Raw genomic sequence first — 18,355 nt, 5'->3', positions numbered from 1 at the left:
GCTCGACTTGCATGTATTAGGCACGCCGCCAGCGTTCGTCCTGAGCCAGGATCAAACTCTCCATAAAAATGGTGAGCTGATTAAGCTCTTACGTTAATAATTTGACAGTCGCTTCACACTGCATCCTGTGCAGGCTCCGCTGACTTTTTTGTGGTGACATTCGTCACCTTTTTTTCGCTTGGCTTTTGTTCAGTTTTCAAAGAACTCGTTTTTATCGCCGTTCATCAGCGACGATTACTATCTTAACATAACTTAAGTTTCTGTGCAATAACTTTTTAAAAGTTTTTATCTCAACAGCAAACAAGATTAAAACAATGTAGATAAACATACTTTTTTCATGCCCAGATATATAAATTTATCACACTTCACAGGGAATGACAATAGTTAATGAGAAATGTTTTATCTGCTTTATATTTTTATTATAAGACGGAGTGATAAAAGGGTACAGGTCGCTTTAGAGCTTCCTGCCCTTGCGCCTATTTCTAAGTCTTTTTAACATTGCCTTATCCTCACTCGAAACTGCAACGCAATAACGGCAAAACAGTACGTATTGCCACTCCTGTGAAAGAGGCCATCCCAAGTTCTTTAATGGCGTCACTATGTCTGTTCCTGTTCTTATCTGTCCCTAAACTATATCTTTGAGGTAAGCTCCCAAATCGCCGGAGCGGTTACGGATTCCACCACTCGGTCTCCATCGAAACATTCGACAGTGGCTTGTCCGGTAAATCGAATATACACTCCGTCCATACTAATGATGCGCGCCACCATCCGGAGCGGCCTCGACATCGTATCTATGGCGCGAACGAACTCAATATCCTCTTCACGTTCGTACGTAACCCGATAATGCTGTTGGCCATCGTTGTAATCGTAGATCAGCCGATTGAAGAACGTTTGGCCCGTTTTACTGTCAATGTACGGATCTTCTTCCCTGAATTGCAGGAACCTTACAGCATCGTCCCCGATAATCTCCCCGTCTTTGGCGAGCATGAAGATCGGAAATTTGCTGTACCCGTATTTTTTTTCTCCGGTAATATAGGAAGTAATCGTTTGATACCGCCCGACCTTGGCACGGCCCCAATACCAATGGCTCATAATGCTCATCATCGAAATATTGCCCCAGTTATGATCATGGTAGCCGGTACCCGTATAACGGCTTGTGAAGCCGTTTATCCTTACCTTTGCCTCGACTTTCCCCTCCGGTACGGCAGGCAACCAGGCAAAGTAGTGCTGTTCTTTATTTCCGAAATAGAAGTATCCAGTTTCCGGTCGCCACGCAGGAACGTTGCCGACCAGATGTACATCAGCCTCGATATCTCCTTTTTCGAAATGAATATGGTATTCATTTAAATCCCCTCTGAAATAACAGTCCCCGAGCCGGACATCACAGCTGTCTGTCGAAGAGGAGAAGCTTGATATTGGCAGTTCCAGCGCCTCTGTATATTCTTTTCCATCTGCCGTGTGCAGAGCAAATGTTACCTGCGGAGAAGGACCACGACTTGGCGCCAGCGTCCACTTGTTGGAATAAAACACGATGACAAGCGTGGAGCCGTCATCCATTTGCGAGTCGAAATACAACCATTCATAAGTGCCCTTCTCCCCCCGGGTACGATAACCGTCCTCCCAAGGCATGATCTGATGTTTCAACGCACCCAATCGTTTATAATGTTCCGGTGTCGCTCCCATGACAGAATGAATTTTAGCTTTCATCGTAACACTCCTTTTCCTCCTGCATTCGCGAAAAATATGTGTGGATCCCGTTCTCAAGTCAATCCGATTTCCTTGGATCATTTCCCAGCGGATGACATCAACACCTACCCGCTGGCGGCAGTACCCTTCGTCCGCTCAAGTGGCCGATCCTCGTGTTGGCCGGAAAAGTGTTTTGCTTTAACTTCACAAAGCTGAAAAAAACAGTCAAGTCATATAAGCGATGGGCAACCTGACAGTGAAACTCCTCCAAATCTACCCATCTCCGCTGCTATTTTTTCATAAGTCTGTGCCATTAGTGGTGAGGGTCATCATCTTAACACATTAAAAAGACCCTTTATAACTTTTCCCAAAACTTCTTGAGACTAACCTGAAAGAAAGAGACTGGGCCAAAAGGTTGGTCCAAAGCTAGTTTTTTCTCAAGCTCTTTAGCTTACAAGCCTCCCACCATTTGAAACAACGGCAGCATCGTCGCCAGAAAAAGCAGAAAAATAATGCCGCCAACCAAAACAAACAGTGCAGGTTGAATCACTTTTAGGAGACGCTGAACAGCATCCTCCATCTCTTTGTAGAGCATTTCACTGTAATGAAAAAGATCATGGGCAACGTAGCCGGTTTTCTCGCCGTTGGCGATCACAAAACCGAGCTCTTTCCTGAAATAAGGTTTCTCCTGGACTATTTGAGCAAGGGAGTGTCCCTGATGCAGCTGATGCATAATTTCAAGACATTCCTGTTGAAAAAAAGGGAGATAGTCCTGCTTGTTAAATAAACTTAATGCTTGTTGGAGAGTAAGACCAACCGCTAACAAATGGCCAAGCTGATAAGAGAAATAATACGTGATCGACGTTTGGACATAACGCTTTCCTTTCGGGAGGGAGAGAAGGAATCGTACCCGTTTAGCCGGAGAGCTTTGCTTCAACCTCATCCAAAGAGCAAATGCGCCACATAACAAAATTGCGACTGCACCAAAAAGAAAATAAGGAAGTAAATCCAAGGTCGAAAGAAGCAAAGACGTCAAGCGGGGAATTTCCACCATCGCAAAGAAGGAATGAAAATGAGGTAAGACAAAATGATACATTAAAATGATCAGCATCGCGCTTACCCATAGCAATAAAATTGGATAACGCAACAGCTTCAACAGCTCTCCTTTCGTTTGTTCACGCTTTACCAGTAAGGAACCCGCTTGGATGAAGCCTTCTGCTATATTGCCTTGCTGTTCAAAAAAGTAAAGAAAGGATTTAAGACTCGGGGGAAGAGAAAAGACTTGAAAAGCTTCGTGAACTGGATAGCCGCTTTCTAATAAAGTGAGCACTTCATCATAATGCTGCTTAATTTTTGCCGGAACATGCAATTGAATGAAGGTGAGGGCGGTACGAAGAGGATAGCCTTGTTTGAGGAGGCGGCCGATGCGGATAAAATGTTCCGCTGTCGTCTGCAGCGAATGATGCTTATCATGGAAATTAGTGTTCATGGACAACCCTCGCAAATTCCTCAGTTGATAAATAGCCCAAGGCCCACGCTTTTTGTGCTTCTTTCGTAAATCCTTTTAAGGAGTCCGCCACCGCCTCTGAGATGGCCGCCATGAGTTTTTCTCCGGCCAATGATTCAAATAAGGCAGCTCTCGCCATTTTGCGCCTGCGCTGACAATACGGAGAACAACGGTCTCCACAATACGGGCACCTTGTCTCGACAAGTCGCTGTGATAAAATAAGCCGGCAGCATTCCTTTAAGTCCAATTGCGAAGCACCGAGATCCAACATTCGCAAAATCGTACTGTAGCAGTTGTTGGCGTGAACCGTTGCCAATACGAGATGCCCGGTCAGCGCCGCTCTAATCGCCAGGGATGCCGTCGCTTCATCACGAATTTCGCCAATTAAAATGACATCCGGATCATGACGGAGACTGGCCCGCAAAATTGCATCAAAATCGAGACCCGATTTCCGATTTACTTCGACTTGAATGACGGTTGGAATCGGCCGTTCAACAGGGTCCTCTATCGTAATAATTGACCTTCCTCCCTGTTTCAGGATTTGCTCGACAATCGCATAAAGAGTCGTCGATTTCCCTGAGCCTGTAGGGCCCGATAATAAGCACAGCCCCCGTCTGAGCTGACTCACCTTGTTAAGCATTCGCTCTGAATGCTGGAGAACAGATAAAAAAGATAGTGTCTTAGTGGAAAAATGAGGTAATATGCGAATGGCCAAACTTTCCCGTTCAAGGGTGGGGAGAGTGGAGAGACGTAAGGAGTAGGTTCCTTGCTTTGTTTCGTGGATCATTGAAGCGCTTTGTGGCTTGCGTCTTTCACCGATATCCATTCCTGATTTGTACTTGAAGTGGCTGATTAACCGTTCCGCCAGCTGCCGGTTCAGCACCTTCCAATTAAGCAGCCTGCCATGTACGCGATAAGCCAACGTATAATGATCGGCAGCTGGAAGGAAATGAATATCGGTTGCTCTTACATCAATGACTTCATCAATCACAACCCTGCTGTAGGTTTCAACGTCATACAATTTAGCATCGACTCCTATCTTGGTAATATAAGTGAAGAGCTCTCCCCTACTTACATTCCACATCATTAAAAAAAATCCTTTTTTCTTTTGCATAAAACCTCACTCTCAGGTTACACTTATTGTTGTAAGGCGGTGGGCTATAGCCAAGCGGTAAGGCAACGGACTTTGACTCCGTCATGCGCTGGTTCGAATCCAGCTAGCCCAGTTAAGAAAAAGATGAGACATAAATAGTTAGCAGGGGCTGGGCCAAAAGGTAAAAAAAACAACCTTTTTTCCCAGCCCCTCTTTATTATGATGATTGCTGCTTCCTCTCTTCACGTTCACGCTTCATTTGGACGAAGCTGATAAACAGAAAGTTCAGTCCAATCAGCGTCGCAATAAATGGACCAAATAAAAATTGTCCTCCATAAAGCCATCCATGAACAAATAACGCCAAAGCGCTAAAGGTCAGCATGCAGCCTATTAGAAAAAAAGTCAGCACCCCTTTCACCTTCCTTTCCAAACCAATTCACCGTTTAGTCTTTCCTTTTTTCAAGAAAAAGAAGCACATTCGAGACAAAATTTGCTACGATAGACAGGATGTTAGAATTGAGAGGAGAAGCAGTTGATGCAAGTCGCTTATTATCAAGATAAATTGATCGCCCTTCATACATGCGAGCGTTCCGAATGGCAGCAGCTATATATGGCTAGCAAACGGGACGAGATCACCTGCCCGCATTGTCACACTCCTGTAAGGATTGAATTAGGCATAACCGCCCCACCGCTGTTCAGCCATACCGGGCAAACGGAAGAGTGTGAAAACGTGGCACAGCTTCTCGCCAGAAAGCAGGATGAGCAACAGAGAGCAGCTGAACAAGAGAGCACAACGATCCAGCTGCCGAAACGCAGGTCGATCTCGGACTCCGGAAGCAGCTCTCTTTCTCGATGGAAGGAACCGGAACCGTTAAAAGCTGTTCCTCCCTTTTCCGTCCGGTCAAACGATAAAGACACAATGGCCAGCGGTTATCGCCACACATTGCTGGAACAGGGCATTCTTCTTGATGATCAGCAATGGACGGCTGTAACGACAACAGAAGGTCCGTTACTCGTGCTCGCCGGCGCCGGAAGCGGCAAAACGAGAGTATTGACTGCCAGAGCAGCCTATATGCTCGTGGAGCTGGGCCATTCTCCAAAGGAGATGATCCTCGTCACGTTTACCGCCAAGGCGGCTAAAGAAATGAAGGAACGCATGAAGCAGTACCCCGGCCTGACAGCAAAGCACCTCCAGCCACTTGTCGTCGGCACCTTTCATAGTATCTTTTATAAGATGCTGCTTCATGCTGATGCGGAACGGTGGAATCAAACAAATTTGCTAAAGGCGGATTGGCAAAAGCAAGCGATGGTAAAGGAAGCCGGGCGGGAAATCAACCTGGAGGAAAAAGAATTCGCTTTTGATCAGGCCCTCACGCAAATCAGCTGGTGGAAAAATCATCTTCTCTCACCTGAGCAGGTCACTCCCCGTGATCAGTGGGAGGAACGAACTGCCTATTTATATAGACGGTATGAACAGATGCGCAGCCAAAGAAAATGGTTTGACTTTGATGATATGCTGCTCGGTACATATGAGCTGCTGCATGAGCAGCCGGGATTATTAGCCCGTTATCAGGAACGTTTTTCTTATCTTTCAATCGATGAGTTTCAGGATATTAATAAAGTGCAGATGGAGATTATTTCTTTACTGACTACCGCTACTCAGCATATATGTGCAGTCGGGGATGATGATCAATCGATTTATTCCTTCCGCGGCAGTGATCCATCGTACATCCTGACCTTTCAAGAACGGTTCCCGCACGCAAAAAGGGTCGTTCTCGATGAAAATTACCGTTCCCATCATCACATTATCGCAGCAGCCAATAATGTGATCGCCGCCAACCGTAAACGTTTTTCCAAAAGGCTTCGTGCCCAGTCTGTTGACGAGCATCTTCCCTATCTTTTCTTTCCTTATGATGAAGAAGAGGAGGCGACAATGATCGTCACCGATATTCGCAAGCGAATTGAGCGCGGAGAGAAGCCGGGTGATTTTGCCGTTTTTTTCCGTACTCATCACTCGGCGCGGGCCTTGATTGAGCGGTTTATCGAATCAAGCCTTCCGATTCAGCTTGAAGTCGATGGAGAATCGTTTTATCGCCGGAAGACGATCCGCAAGCTACTTGCTTACTTGCAGCTCGCTCTCGATCCCGAGCATGGCGAAGCGCTCCGAGAATTGGTAGGTGCGTTATTTTTGAAACAGGAAACGGTTCAGGAAATAAAAGCGATCAGCATCACAGCTGACTGCACCCTGATTGAAGCGCTAACCAAATTAAAAGGGCTGCCGCCATTTCAATTGAAGAAACTCGCTTCTTTACCGGACAAATTCTCTATGCTTGCTGCAAAACAGCCGCTTGAAGCCATTACATATATTGAAAGTGAAATGGGACTGGACGATTATTTAAAAAAGCAAGGAAATGAGGGCAACAAAATGGAGCGCGGCTCGGACGATGTCCGCGACCTGAAAGTCGTGGCAAAACAATTTCAGTCGCTGGCAAGCTTTTTGGCTCATGTCGAGCATATGACGGCAAAATACGAAGCGCTGCGCCAGCACCCGCCAGCTTCCCCGGCGATCCAGCTAATGACCGTTCACCGCGCGAAAGGACTGGAATTCCCGCATGTTTATCTGATTGGCGCGGTCGAAGGCGGACTGCCTCATGACTATGCGTTAGATGCACTGCGGGAAGGAAGCGACCAGCCTTTAGAGGAAGAAAGGCGCTTGATGTATGTCGCGATGACGCGGGCGAAGCAAAGTTTGGCGATCTCTGTCCCGATGATGCGCCGCGGAAAACAAGCCTTCCGCTCGCGCTTTGTTCGTGACATGCAGCGCCTTGCCACCACACAGCCCCTCGCTGTCTCAGAAAGGAGATCGTAGCATGAAGGATGCCATTACAAAAACAACGAAATGGGTCAAAGCGCAATTGGAAAATGAAGGGACGGGTCATGACTGGGACCACATCCGGCGCGTGACCAGACAGGCCGAGGAAATTGCTGAAATTGAAGGAGCTGATCGCCACATTGTTACATTGGCCGCCCTCCTCCATGACTTGATTGACGACAAGGTTGTCACTAGTGAAGAAGAAGGACTGGCCAGAGTCAACGAGTGGCTTGCACAGCTTGCGCTTCCGGCAGGCGCGCAAGCTCATATTATCGAGATCATCACAACGATGTCGTTCAAAGGCGGTAACAACAAGCCAATGTCGACGCTTGAAGGGCAGGTTGTTCAGGACGCCGACCGCCTGGACGCCTTGGGTGCGATCGGGATTGCCCGCACCTTTCTTTATGCCGGAAGCAAAGGACAGCCGATGTATGATCCGGCTGTCCGTGTTCGTGAGAACATGACGGCTGAACAGTATCGTCATGGAAAGTCATCCGCGGTTCATCATTTTTATGAGAAACTGCTGAAGCTCAAAAGTCTGATGAATACGAACGAAGCAAAACGACGCGCTGAAAGGCGCCATGCTTTCATGGAGCAATTTCTTGAGCAGTTTTATCAGGAATGGGGCTAATACCGCCGTACTTTGCTACGCCCCTTCCTCAATTCCGAGCTTCTTTTCCAAAAGCTCTTTATTTTGCAAAATTGCCGGGTCCTCCGGCCGATATTTTCTCGCCTGCTCATTATGATAATAGGATTTCTCCCAATCATGAAGTTGATAATAGCAAACGCAGAGCTGTAAATGAGGATACCAGGTGGAGTAAGCTAAATAGCTGAAGCTCCACTGGTTCTCATCAGGCTTTAGGGCAATTGCCTGCTCATACCAGTAGGTTGCATGTTGAAATTCCCGCCGGCGATGATAGTAATAACCGATCCTGCTGCACGCTTCCGGTCTTGGCGTTTTCGTATATTCGAACGATTGCAGCAAGGACTTTAGCTCGCCATTATCATCTTGATTCAGTTTGCGCAGGCAGTCGGCTTTATGGATACACGCATAAAATTTATCTTCTACCCAGCCTTCTTGCAGGGCGAGATTTTGATTGTATGCTTCAATCGCTTCTTCCAGATGACCGTTTTCCCGCAGTTCATTTCCGTAATAGAAATAGTCCCTTGCGCTGAATGTGTCTCCCCGCTTAATTTTCTCACGGTAAATCGATAGGTTGCGACTAACGGCATGCTTGATTTTTTTATGGGTAATCGCGACGTCCGAGTTGATGATTTTCCCGAAAACATTTAAGTAATTATGAACATCTCCACCCCATTTGAAATTACGCTCCCGTTTCACCAGACGGTTGCGCCGGTAGCGCAATGTCACATTGCCGAACTCATCCTTCCCGGCATTATAAAACATCGAAACAGAGTCAACACTCGGATCAAGTGTTTCTTTTAACGTCTTCAGCTTTTCCCTGTCCTCCTCCTCGACCACATCGTCCGCGTCAAGATAGAGAATGTAGTCCTTCGTTGCATATTTGAATGATTCATTGCGTGCCTCGGCAAAGTTTCCTGTCCATTCGAAGAAAAAAACCCGATCCGTGTATGCTTTGGCGATTTCCACAGTTCGATCGGTTGATCCGGTATCGAGAATATTGATTTCATCAACAATGTCTTTAACCGAATCGAGACATCTTGCCAGAACTGCCTCCTCATTTTTAACCATCATACATAGACTGATTGTGACCACTCGTTGTTCAACTCCCTTTTCATTCTCGTTGTAATAGAATATGCACGCCAGCCATGTTTGTTTAGCCTATATCATAAAAAAACCTGCCACATATGATAAATAAAAAAGGTGAGTGGAACATGACAAATACGAGCATCCGCGTTCTCCAGGGCACAATCAATATCGCCAACCAAATGAATACGCAGGCAAAAGGATTAGAACGATTAGGGGTACCGATAAAAACGGCAAACCATTATCAAAATTACTTGAACTATCCAACGAAATACGATTTAAACATCGAGTTGCCCCGTGAGATAATGGCAGCTCAGCTCACTATCCAGGATCAGATTATTCCGGCATTCGACCTGTTCCATTTCCATTTCGCGACCAGTCTGCAGCGGGGAAATGTTGATTTACCTTTGTTAGCCGCCAACGGCAAACCGATTTGCATGCAGCATTGGGGCAGTGAGGTTCGCATGCTGTCTAAGGCTTTGAAAACAAATCCGTTTGCCAAAGTAAAGCTGGAAGATGAAGGGAGATTACAGAAGAAACTCGAGGAACTGGGACAGTATATCCCTTTTTGTGTCGTTGCCGACCATGAGCTGATCCAATATGTACAACCATTTTATGAAGAGGTGCACGTCATTCCTTCGATGATTGACCTTCGGGATTATAAAAAGAGCTGGTTCCGGAAAAAGAGGAAAAGACCACTCATTGTCCATGCGCCCACCCATGTCGACGTAAAAGGAACACCCCACATTTTGCAGGCGGTTGAACAATTGAAACTATCCTACTCATTTGATTTCAAGCTCATTCACGGCATGGCTCATCACGAAGCAAAAAAATGGTACAAAAAAGCGGATCTGATTATTGACCAGCTTCATATCGGCAGCTATGGGTTATTTGCGGTTGAAGCGATGGCCCTTGGCAAGCCTGTGATCTGCTATATTAGCGATTATATGGCGGAGCATTATCCTAAAGACCTTCCGATTATTTCCGCGAACCCCGAAACCATTTTCGATACATTAAAAAATTTATTGAAAAACCAAGATCAATTGACCGAGCTAGGAAAAAAAGGGAGAGCTTATGTCAAGAAAGAGCATAATATGGATAAAAACGCCGCCCGTCTTCTAAATCTTTACGAGCTGATGATGGGAAATAAAAAAGGTTGAGGCATTCTCTGAAAAGTACAATTTCACCTTTTTAGCAGCTTCCGCATTCTTCCGAGCCTTTCAGGAGAAAAAAGGTCCATACCTTTCTCGCTCCAGCTGGAAGCTGTAAAAAGCCCATACCGAAGCAAAGTTCGGTATGGGCTTTGTGCAAAATGAAGCAGCTGTCCCGGGCTTCATCGCATCTTATTTTTTGTCCACGTTCTGAAACAGAAGCATCCACTCTTGCTTATCGAAAGGTTGTTCTCACTCTCCATTTATTCAATCGTTAATCCCGCGCTAGCATAACCGGCAACTGTCGCGGCAATATCCAGCCCTGCTGTGACATCCGCAGAAAATACCATAAGCAGCCGCGTTTCCGCCGTGACGGGGATACTTAGTCCTGTCGTGATACCATTGCTGATGTCCCCCACTGCTATCGTTCCTGTTAGTGGCGGCTCAAGCGTTACCGTTGCACCAGGAACAGCTGTAAACGTGTTATCAGGTGTAGTCGACTCAAACAGCTGTGCTGTGATCGTAACAGTGGATCCTATTAAGCTCAATGCAGCTGTTCCACTGAAAAACGCTGCCAGTGACGTAATCGTTCCATCGCGCGGAACTGAGAAGGCCATATTCGTTACGCCGCTAAGATCAATCGTTTCCCCTACTGCACTTACTCCAGGCGTATTAAGACCGAAACCGACGATACTTGATGTATTCGCCAGACCGCCTAATACAGTTGTCAGGACAGCTGGTGTTCCGGAAGCGTAAGGAATAATCGCGCCTCCTCCTGCCGGACCTGTTGCTCCGGTTGCTCCCGCTGGACCCGTCGCTCCCGTGACTCCCGCGGGCCCCATTGGTCCAGTGGCTCCGGTCACTCCTGCTGGGCCCATTGGCCCAGTGGCTCCTGGGGGACCCGGTGGACCGGTTGGGCCAACCCCAGAGCCTCTACAGTTAATAAAGCGATATCATCGACGATAATATCGGCGGCTCCCTCGGCTGGTAGGGTGTTGACGAGAACCAATGCCTGGGCAGTGTTCTCCGGCGCAGGTGTTGAGGTGTGATAGACCCTCATCCACGTATTATTTTCTATAACTGGAATTCGATCTACTTCTACATGCGTAATCAGGCCATAGCCTATAAAATTAAACGCACTGTCGTAGTAATTGATCGCCAATGTCATCGGCGGTGCTGGCGAACTGCTCGTTTTAGTGAGAGCAACAGACAACCCAAAGCTTTCATCAGGAGCAGCTGGAATAAGATGACATACATAGGAATTTATTACTTCTCCTGGCAAGTGCACGGCCTGAAAACCTGAATGACTTGCGTCCGTTATGATTGTCCCGTTTAATGAAATCCAAGGCTCCATGAGATCCGCTTCAAAACTTCCGTTCAGCAAGCGATTTCTTACCATTTATTCCCTCCTATTCACATACTTCTTCTCTCGGTAATACCAAGGTCACTAGTATGCTTTGAATATTCGGACGCGCTTGCCTACTCCATTCACCCAAATTTAACAAACTTTTAGTTTTTTCCGCTAATTGACCGTAACCATTCTTTCTGACTCAAGCGGATACAGTGTAGCCAACGCTTGCTCGATTGATAGCAGTGATTGGTTCGCAAGGTTTTTGCGCAACGGCTCTTCCGCCTCTAACAGGCTCCGCTGCCGGTTCCCATCGGTAAATCCGCCCCGGCTTCCGTGCACGAGAATCCAGTAGTGAAAGCTCTCGAGCAGATCACCGAGCAGCTGCTCTCTCTCCGCTTGCAGCAAGCCATCTACAGCCACAGCGTAGGATGCTTCTTTATAGCTCAGCTCTTCCTGACTCGCTCTTAAATGGGCGACCGCTAAATTATTAAGCGCTTGATGGCCGATCCGGACGAGGCCGTGCTGCGATAAAGCAAAAGGAGTAAGAAGCATGCTTGAGGAAAGCAGCTCATTCCAGCCTGCTGTTACATTCAGCAAGTAATTTCCGATATGAACTAAGTCGGTTGTTCGCAGCGTCTGATAAGCGATGCTTTGATAATTAAGCACGACATCCGCCGAAGCTGTCTCAGCTAAATAATGTTCAATAACCGGAATCGTTATTTCCTGGATCGAATCATGAAACAATACTGCATCCCCTTGAGCAAAATAGCTTCCGACCGAAAAAGCGACTCCCGCATCAAGCGGCGGCTCCAGTTCAATATACGGAATTTGCAATGGCGTGTCTTGAACGGTTCCTTTCGCCATAACAGGAATAACTTCGATATTGCGCGCGAGAAGCTGCTCGATAATCGAATGCAATTGTTGATGATAATGCCGAACATAGAGTACAACCGTATAAGGCCGAACCGGGCTTGAAGAATTCCATTGAAGCTTGCTTAACGCCTGTGGCAGCCCAGCTTTTTTGGCTGCTCCCTTTCCAAGTCGCGGACCGTATTTTTTCAATAAATAATCAAGCGTTTCAATCGTGTCCCCGTGCATGCGCTGATAAGCTTCGGACATCACTTCGCCCGGCTTCTTTTCATGGTTCGGACGAATTTTGTTATAAGCCAGCACATTAAATGTATTATCGACAGATACCGTCAGTCCGTGATCAATCGTCAGCGCATTCCCTAACAGCGGATTGCTTAGCGCTTCCTTCGTGATCGTCTGCAACGCTTTGGCACTGTAGGCGTGCGGAATCGTCAGCGCATTTTCTCCCCCAAGTTCCGGTTTACCTTGAATGTAATTCAAAAAATAACGCGCTGCCGATATAATATCCGACTTCGGATAGTTCATAATCCACTCAAGAGAATTGAGGCTAAGATCGACACCCTTTTCAACAGCGTGGACAAGGGGCAGCAATTGACTTGCATCAATTCGAATATCGCCATCTGTGAAAAGATAAATATCAGCAGACACTTCTCTGGCACCGATATAGCGGCCAATATCATTTCCAAGCGACTCACTGTATGTGATCACCGTTGCCCCCTGGCTCGCAGCAATTTGCGCGGTCGCGTCGGTAGAACCATTCACAACAACAAGAATCGTTGTTGGAGCAAGCCGCTTTACTTGCTGAATCACTTCACCAATCGTATCCGCCTCATTCATAGCGGGAATGACAACAGCAAGACTTTTACTCCGATCCCTTGGCAAAATCGTTGTGTTCGGCACAGCAGGAGGGGGCGGCTTAACCGGTTGCGTTTGCCGTACCGCCGGCATCGGGCTCGCCGGTGGTGGCGGCACCTCATTGACTGCCGGAAGGGAAGGCGATAATGGCCGCTCCTGTGTCTCATTATTCACTTCAGGGGGAGGTTGAGCAGGGGCCTGCTCAACCGGCGGCTCCTCTCCTCGTAAACGTCTATAATAGTCTTCCTTATTTTTGATTACTCTGTAGTGAAATGAATCATTCATATCGTCTCTCCTTATTAAGCCTTCCGATATTTACTTTCGATGCGCTATCCACAAATGATCCGCATAAGTACGTCTTTGTTTTCATATATGAATAGAGATAGTTTGATTGTGGAGGTGAATGATTGATGGCCAAACGAACCATTTCATTGACAAGATTAACTCCTGTTCAATTACAGCAAAGACTAATTTACACGCAATCTGAATTAGCGAAATATAAGCAGCAGGTCGAACGCTATCAAAATGATTATTATTATGGGCTGATTGATGAACTGCAGCAAAAGAATGAACAGCTTATTCAGCAAAACGAAGAACTGAACAAACAAGTGACTCTGTTAAAAGAAGAGCGTTCGTTACGGGAAAAGCTGCAACAAGAAAATGATAAACTGATGACAGAACGGCAAAAACTCGAACAGCAATTGACCGATCACGACTCCCTTCAACCACTGCAAGAGAAAAAACAGCAGCTGGAAACAGAGATTGCTGAAGTGAGTCAGCAGTTAGCCGATTTGAAAAAGGAACGTGCACGGCTAACAAGTGAAGAAGAAAACACTGTTGAAGAAAGCGACATTCCAGTTGAAACGAATGCGGATTCGTCCCCCGCTCTTTCCGTTAATCAAGAAGAAAGCAGTTGGTTTGTGCGCAATTTAAGTGAAAAGAAGAAAAAACGCTAACCTAGGGTAAGTGAGCACGATACCAGTCAATTGTTTCAAGCAGCCCTTGCTCTAATCTTACGACCGGCTCATAGCCGAGAACCTCTTTCATTCTCGTAATATCGGGCTTTCTGACAAGCATATCCTCATACCCTGGGCCATACGCGTGCTGATAAGAGACGGTACTGATTTTTGACGGGGAGGCAGTCAGCTTCTTAATACGCTCAGCCAATGAGGCAATCGTTATTTCCGCTTCTGTTCCGATATTAATGACCAGACCATCTGCCTTTGGGCTCATCGCGCGCGCTGTCGCCGCTGCCGTATCTTTGACAAAGGTAAAGCAGCGGCTTTGCTTTCCGTCCCCAAAGACCTCAAGCGGCTCACCTTTCAACGCAGCTTTGATAAAGATCGGTACAACACCGCCATAGGAAGTGGACGTCGCCCGCGGTCCAAAGGCATTAAAGTAGCGGAGAATCGTAACCGGTAACCCTTCCTTGCCGTAAGCAAGACATAAATGTTCTTCAAGCGCTTTAACACTTGAATAGCACCATCTATGCACGCTGGTGGCTCCTAGAATTCTGTCGCTTTCGTCCTCTGAAAAGGGGGTCGCTGTGTTTTTTCCATAGACCTCAGAGGTCGACGCAAACACAACCTTTTTGTGATGGCGGAAGGCTTTCTTTAATAAAAGGCTCGTGCCTTCCAAATTGCCATTGATCACATGCAAAGGGTGTTCAACCGTATGTTTAACACCGAGCACGGCCGCCAAATGAAAGATGCCATCCACTTTTGGGATCAGATCATCCAGCAGTTCTTCATTCTCGCAGTCTCCTTTTACAAATATAAAACGATCCGAAGCGGTTAGATTCTGTATGTGAGAAAAATCGCTATTTGATAAATTATCAAGGCAGTAGACATGATGACCTTCAGCAATTAAATGCTCACACAAATGAGAACCAATAAACCCCGCCCCTCCAGTAACCAGTACCTGCACAATCTCACCTCTTTACAATCGAATCACATTTTTTGAATGATCTGAAATTCGATTTCTTGTATCCAAAATTAACTTCGCATGTGCTTTCAGTGCCGTGTAATCAATTTGACTATGGTCTGTCAAAATCACGACGCAATTATAGGATTCAATGACTTTCTGCTCTAACGCGATGCTTTGATACATTTGCTGATTGATTTCGATCTCTTCTACATAAGGGTCGTAATAATCAGCCTGATATCCTTTGCCGATTACATGCGCCATCACTGGAACAGACATTGATTCACGAATATCATTGACATCACGCTTATAGGTCATGCCGATTAACAACACGCTTTTTTCCTCAGCCGGCTCCCCGATCAATTCCTCAATTCGTTTCATAATATAGCGAGGCTGGGCATCATTGACATCCTTGGCCAAATCAATGAACGTCGTTGGCATATTGGCATTATTTGCTTTCCACTTTAAATAGAGCGGGTCGACCGGAATACAATGACCACCGATCCCAGGCCCAGGGTAGTATGGCGTAAATCCGTATGGCTTCGTACTGGCTGCCTGAATGACCTCCCAAATATCAATATCAAGTCCATGACAGATTTGCGCCATTTCATTCATGAACGAAATGTTGATCAGTCGTTGAGCGTTTTCCAAAATTTTCGTCATTTCCGCCACTTTCGGTGAGCTTACCGGCACAAGCGTCTCAAACGCTGCCCCGTAAATGCTTGTCACTTTTTTTAGACATTTATCCGTCACGCCGCTGACCACCTTGGGGATTTGCCCCAATGTATACATATGATTTCCCGGGTCAATACGTTCCGGAGAATAGCCGATAAATAAATCTTCTCCAACGGCAAAGCCGGCTTTTTCCACCATTTCAAGCATGACTTCTTCTGTCGTTCCAGGGAAGGTTGAGCTTTCCAGAACGAGCAATTGCCCTTTCTGCAAATGAGGCAGAAGCGTCGAAATAGCCGTTTGTAAATAACTTAAATCCGGATACTTGTGCTCTCTTAAAGGAGTCGGCACACATAAAAGAATCGCTTCAGCCTCTTTAGCCCGGCTGAAATCTGACGTTACGTCTACACGCCCTGTTTTCATGAAAGCTTCCACTTCTTGATCACTCAAGTCAGATAGGTACGACTTTCCAGATTTTATCTTCTCTACTTTCGATTGATCAATATCAATCCCGATAACAGGATAGTCTTTCGATGCGAATAACATGGCTAATGGTAATCCGACATAACCAAGTCCAATGATAGCGATTTTTGTATTCATCTCATTAACTCCTTTACGTTCGCAAAGATATACATATATATGTCGGAAAAGGGCGTTTTGCACTAGACATACATGGAAATACGGAAAGATGGGCTTAACAAAAGGGCTTAAGACAAAACTAGCTTTGGACCTACTGGCAATGACTTCACACGCCACAAGCCCGTTGTGAGAAACCCACTCACAACGGGCTTTAAAAGATCGTGGCGGTTCCGCTCATTGTTAAAGGCTGTGACAAAAAGGTAAAAAAACAACCTTTTGCCACAGCCTCTGAAACCAAAAATTCGAAGCGGTCGTCATCTTGACACGCCCCTCTATTTACGACGCGCCGGATTACCGACGACCACCGTTGAATCCGCTACATCCTTTGTAACGACAGCACCGGCGCCGATGACCGCATCGGCGCCAATGGTGATCGAAGGCAGTAATGTCGCGTGATTGCCGAGCTTTGCCCCTTTTTTAATATATGGTCCCGTATGAACACCTTTTCCGCTGCCCATGTATTTATCATTCGACATCGAGACACAAGGGCCGAGAAAGACAAAATCCTCAATCGTCGTATCTGCCGTTACATAACAGCCGGTTTGAACGGTAACGGACTGACCGATCGTCGTTTTTGGCTCAACCATCGCATGACGTCCGATCACAGAACGCCGGCCAACCTCCACTTCTTCCCTGATGCTGACATGATCGCCAATAAAAACCTCATCTGCTATGATCGAACCATGATACAACGTGACGTGGCTGCCGATTGTTACCCCGGCTCCTACCGTCAGTGGAAATAAGGTAGCTGTCGGCTTTCGCGCCATTTTTTTATTTGCTGCCGGCTGTTTACCAAGCAGGGTAAAAGCCTGAATCCGGACATCGTCGCCAACCTTTGTTCCGGCTTTGATGACGACATGATGATCAATTGTCACATTGTCTCCGATTTCAACATCCTCTTCAATGACGACGAATTCGCCAATTTCACACCCATTTCCCAATGTCGCAGTCGGATCAATACTCATGCTTGTCGCTCCTATCCTGAAATCAAATTTTGGTAAATTTGCAGCACTTGCTTAATAACCTTTACGGAATCGTGGTTCGCTTCGACAAAGGCTCTTCCCTGGCGGCCAAACTCTTGCCGCTTCGCCGGATTTCCGAGCAAATCGGCTAAAACGGCATCAAGATTATCAGGATTCGCCGACTGAATCGGCAGCCCCGGCGGAAACGTCGGGACTAAATCCGGGCGCAAATAGCAGATGACCGGCTTCCCCATCGCCATCGCTTCGATACTCAGGTTGCCGTAAGCGCCACATAGCACTTGATCGATGACGATATCCGCCTCTTTATACAGCTCAAGCGCCTTCTCGTGGCTTAGCTTCTCGACCAGCTTAAATTCAAATGGATGCTGGCTCTGGAGCCGCTTGACGCTTGCCTCGATATAGGCGGTGCCTTTAAAATCCCGGTCTGTTGGCGCGTGAACGACAAGCGGTTTTGCTTTCACCTCCTGCTCGACGGCGACTTCGTACTGGCCGATCGGACAGAGTCGTGGCAGAACATAGACCGGCTTATTTTCTTTGCTGTAATACGGATAGACATATTTATAAAGCTCATAATCTTGGACAATCGCTGCGTCAACCAGCTTTGAAAAGGTTTCTAAATTCGATTGGATCGCATCTTCCGGAAACGAGGATTCGGCGTACGCGTAAGGATTTTCGTAGGAATCCCCCTTCACCGCAAGCGCCCGGGAACGAACATCATTCCCGCGGTGGTGCATAATGCTTTTCTTTCCCTTGTCCTTAATCCATTGCAAATCGCGAAAATCTTCAAGGAATGTATGGCTATTGTGAAAATGGAACAGATCAAAATGATCGAGTGCAACGTTGACAAGCTTCTGCAATTCAAAAGCATCGGTCATATATGTTCCTTTGTAATCGAGGAAAGAATGAAAAAAATTATAACCGGTGGCATGAACTCCTTCTTTTTTTAAGTGGTCGCAAATAAGCTCGACCTGCCCGGCTATTTCCATCGGCGCATGGCAAACACGAAGCATAACATCTCACCGTC

16 protein-coding genes, 1 tRNA gene and 1 rRNA gene are annotated in these 18,355 nt (G+C 46.6%); 5 read left to right on the top strand and 13 right to left on the bottom strand.

The annotated features are described in order from the left end of the window. From ABMB67_RS14625 to comGA, 4 genes are all read right to left on the bottom strand, one after another. Positions 1–67, bottom strand: a 16S ribosomal RNA gene (locus ABMB67_RS14625); the annotation flags it as partial. 563 nt (positions 68–630) lie between these two features. Then, positions 631–1,707 (bottom strand): hypothetical protein, encoded by a 1,077-nt coding sequence (locus ABMB67_RS14620; RefSeq protein WP_354572505.1) that lies wholly within the window; start codon positions 1,705–1,707, stop codon positions 631–633. A 430-nt stretch (positions 1,708–2,137) separates the two neighbouring features. After that, positions 2,138–3,175 (bottom strand): competence type IV pilus assembly protein ComGB, encoded by a 1,038-nt coding sequence (comGB, locus tag ABMB67_RS14615; protein ID WP_354572504.1) that lies wholly within the window; start codon positions 3,173–3,175, stop codon positions 2,138–2,140. Continuing rightward, entirely contained in the window at positions 3,165–4,280 is a 1,116-nt protein-coding gene (comGA, locus tag ABMB67_RS14610; RefSeq protein ID WP_354572503.1) for a competence type IV pilus ATPase ComGA, read from the bottom strand. Before comGA ends, comGB begins: the two co-directional genes overlap by 11 nt. A 67-nt stretch (positions 4,281–4,347) precedes the next feature. Here comGA and ABMB67_RS14605 point away from each other — a divergent pair. Then, positions 4,348–4,419, top strand: a tRNA-Gln gene (locus tag ABMB67_RS14605). 84 nt (positions 4,420–4,503) lie between these two features. Here the strand turns inward: ABMB67_RS14605 and ABMB67_RS14600 are convergent. Beyond that, the gene (locus ABMB67_RS14600) at positions 4,504–4,695 is read right to left on the bottom strand and encodes a hypothetical protein (protein WP_251224289.1); all 192 of its coding nucleotides are present in this window, start codon (positions 4,693–4,695) and stop codon (positions 4,504–4,506) included. Positions 4,696–4,821: 126 nt separating this feature from the next. On the opposite strand from ABMB67_RS14600, the gene ABMB67_RS14595 reads away from it, so the two are divergent. Next, positions 4,822–7,155: an ATP-dependent helicase gene (locus ABMB67_RS14595; RefSeq protein ID WP_354572502.1), complete on the top strand. Its 2,334-nt coding sequence runs from the start codon at positions 4,822–4,824 to the stop codon at positions 7,153–7,155. A gap of 1 nt (position 7,156) precedes the next feature. Further along, positions 7,157–7,789 (top strand): HD domain-containing protein, encoded by a 633-nt coding sequence (locus ABMB67_RS14590; RefSeq protein ID WP_251224291.1) that lies wholly within the window; start codon positions 7,157–7,159, stop codon positions 7,787–7,789. A gap of 15 nt (positions 7,790–7,804) precedes the next feature. Here ABMB67_RS14590 and ABMB67_RS14585 read toward each other — a convergent pair whose 3' ends face one another. After that, positions 7,805–8,896 carry a glycosyltransferase gene (locus ABMB67_RS14585; RefSeq protein ID WP_251224292.1) on the bottom strand — a complete coding sequence of 364 codons (1,092 nt, stop codon included), beginning with the start codon at positions 8,894–8,896 and terminating at the stop codon, positions 7,805–7,807. Between the two features lie 119 nt (positions 8,897–9,015). Between ABMB67_RS14585 and ABMB67_RS14580 the strand changes: the two genes are divergently transcribed. Then, positions 9,016–10,047 carry a glycosyltransferase family 4 protein gene (locus tag ABMB67_RS14580; protein ID WP_251224293.1) on the top strand — a complete coding sequence of 344 codons (1,032 nt, stop codon included), beginning with the start codon at positions 9,016–9,018 and terminating at the stop codon, positions 10,045–10,047. A gap of 254 nt (positions 10,048–10,301) precedes the next feature. On the opposite strand, the gene ABMB67_RS14575 is transcribed toward ABMB67_RS14580, so the two are convergent. The 3 genes from ABMB67_RS14575 to ABMB67_RS14565 all read right to left on the bottom strand — a co-directional run bounded on the left by ABMB67_RS14575 (position 10,302) and on the right by ABMB67_RS14565 (position 13,399). Further along, positions 10,302–10,916, bottom strand: coding sequence for an exosporium glycoprotein BclB-related protein (locus ABMB67_RS14575; protein ID WP_285890540.1), 615 nt, complete (start codon positions 10,914–10,916; stop codon positions 10,302–10,304). Continuing rightward, positions 10,898–11,437, bottom strand: coding sequence for an NTTRR-F1 domain (locus ABMB67_RS14570; protein ID WP_285890541.1), 540 nt, complete (start codon positions 11,435–11,437; stop codon positions 10,898–10,900). Before ABMB67_RS14570 ends, ABMB67_RS14575 begins: the two co-directional genes overlap by 19 nt. A 123-nt stretch (positions 11,438–11,560) precedes the next feature. Next, entirely contained in the window at positions 11,561–13,399 is a 1,839-nt protein-coding gene (locus tag ABMB67_RS14565) for a glycosyltransferase family 2 protein (protein ID WP_354572501.1), read from the bottom strand. Between the two features lie 125 nt (positions 13,400–13,524). Here ABMB67_RS14565 and ABMB67_RS14560 point away from each other — a divergent pair, with 125 nt between their 5' ends. Beyond that, a complete protein-coding gene (locus tag ABMB67_RS14560) occupies positions 13,525–14,070 on the top strand; it encodes a hypothetical protein (RefSeq protein WP_354572500.1) in 546 nt (181 codons plus the stop codon). Between the two features lies 1 nt (position 14,071). Here ABMB67_RS14560 and ABMB67_RS14555 read toward each other — a convergent pair whose 3' ends face one another. The 4 genes from ABMB67_RS14555 to ABMB67_RS14540 form a co-directional block, all read right to left on the bottom strand. Further along, positions 14,072–15,040 carry an SDR family NAD(P)-dependent oxidoreductase gene (locus tag ABMB67_RS14555; protein ID WP_251224296.1) on the bottom strand — a complete coding sequence of 323 codons (969 nt, stop codon included), beginning with the start codon at positions 15,038–15,040 and terminating at the stop codon, positions 14,072–14,074. 12 nt (positions 15,041–15,052) lie between these two features. Beyond that, positions 15,053–16,309 (bottom strand): nucleotide sugar dehydrogenase, encoded by a 1,257-nt coding sequence (locus tag ABMB67_RS14550; RefSeq protein WP_354572499.1) that lies wholly within the window; start codon positions 16,307–16,309, stop codon positions 15,053–15,055. 311 nt (positions 16,310–16,620) lie between these two features. Further along, positions 16,621–17,313 (bottom strand): acyltransferase, encoded by a 693-nt coding sequence (locus tag ABMB67_RS14545; RefSeq protein ID WP_354572498.1) that lies wholly within the window; start codon positions 17,311–17,313, stop codon positions 16,621–16,623. 11 nt (positions 17,314–17,324) lie between these two features. Then, positions 17,325–18,341, bottom strand: a complete 1,017-nt coding sequence (locus tag ABMB67_RS14540) for a glycosyltransferase (RefSeq protein ID WP_354572497.1) — start codon at positions 18,339–18,341, stop codon at positions 17,325–17,327. Between the last annotated feature and the right edge of the window lie 14 nt (positions 18,342–18,355).

Origin of the sequence: Halalkalibacter oceani (assembly GCF_040544555.1) — a bacterium.
In the GTDB taxonomy this organism is placed as follows: domain Bacteria; phylum Bacillota; class Bacilli; order Bacillales; family Bacillaceae_D; genus Halalkalibacter; species Halalkalibacter oceani.
The sequence above is the reverse complement of the archived record's forward strand: the minus strand, read 5'-3'. Positions and strand labels throughout refer to the sequence as shown.

Coding starts and splice junctions, on each gene's coding strand:
- ABMB67_RS14620 (WP_354572505.1), bottom strand. CDS start 1,707: ATGAAAGCTAAAATTCATTCTGTCATGGGAGCGACACCGGAACATTAT.
- comGB (WP_354572504.1), bottom strand. CDS start 3,175: ATGAACACTAATTTCCATGATAAGCATCATTCGCTGCAGACGACAGCG.
- comGA (WP_354572503.1), bottom strand. CDS start 4,280: ATGATGTGGAATGTAAGTAGGGGAGAGCTCTTCACTTATATTACCAAG.
- ABMB67_RS14595 (WP_354572502.1), top strand. CDS start 4,822: ATGCAAGTCGCTTATTATCAAGATAAATTGATCGCCCTTCATACATGC.
- ABMB67_RS14590 (WP_251224291.1), top strand. CDS start 7,157: ATGAAGGATGCCATTACAAAAACAACGAAATGGGTCAAAGCGCAATTG.
- ABMB67_RS14580 (WP_251224293.1), top strand. CDS start 9,016: ATGACAAATACGAGCATCCGCGTTCTCCAGGGCACAATCAATATCGCC.
- ABMB67_RS14575 (WP_285890540.1), bottom strand. CDS start 10,916: ATGGGCCCAGCAGGAGTGACCGGAGCCACTGGACCAATGGGGCCCGCG.
- ABMB67_RS14570 (WP_285890541.1), bottom strand. CDS start 11,437: ATGGTAAGAAATCGCTTGCTGAACGGAAGTTTTGAAGCGGATCTCATG.
- ABMB67_RS14565 (WP_354572501.1), bottom strand. CDS start 13,399: ATGAATGATTCATTTCACTACAGAGTAATCAAAAATAAGGAAGACTAT.
- ABMB67_RS14560 (WP_354572500.1), top strand. CDS start 13,525: ATGGCCAAACGAACCATTTCATTGACAAGATTAACTCCTGTTCAATTA.
- ABMB67_RS14550 (WP_354572499.1), bottom strand. CDS start 16,309: ATGAATACAAAAATCGCTATCATTGGACTTGGTTATGTCGGATTACCA.
- ABMB67_RS14545 (WP_354572498.1), bottom strand. CDS start 17,313: ATGAGTATTGATCCGACTGCGACATTGGGAAATGGGTGTGAAATTGGC.
- ABMB67_RS14540 (WP_354572497.1), bottom strand. CDS start 18,341: ATGCTTCGTGTTTGCCATGCGCCGATGGAAATAGCCGGGCAGGTCGAG.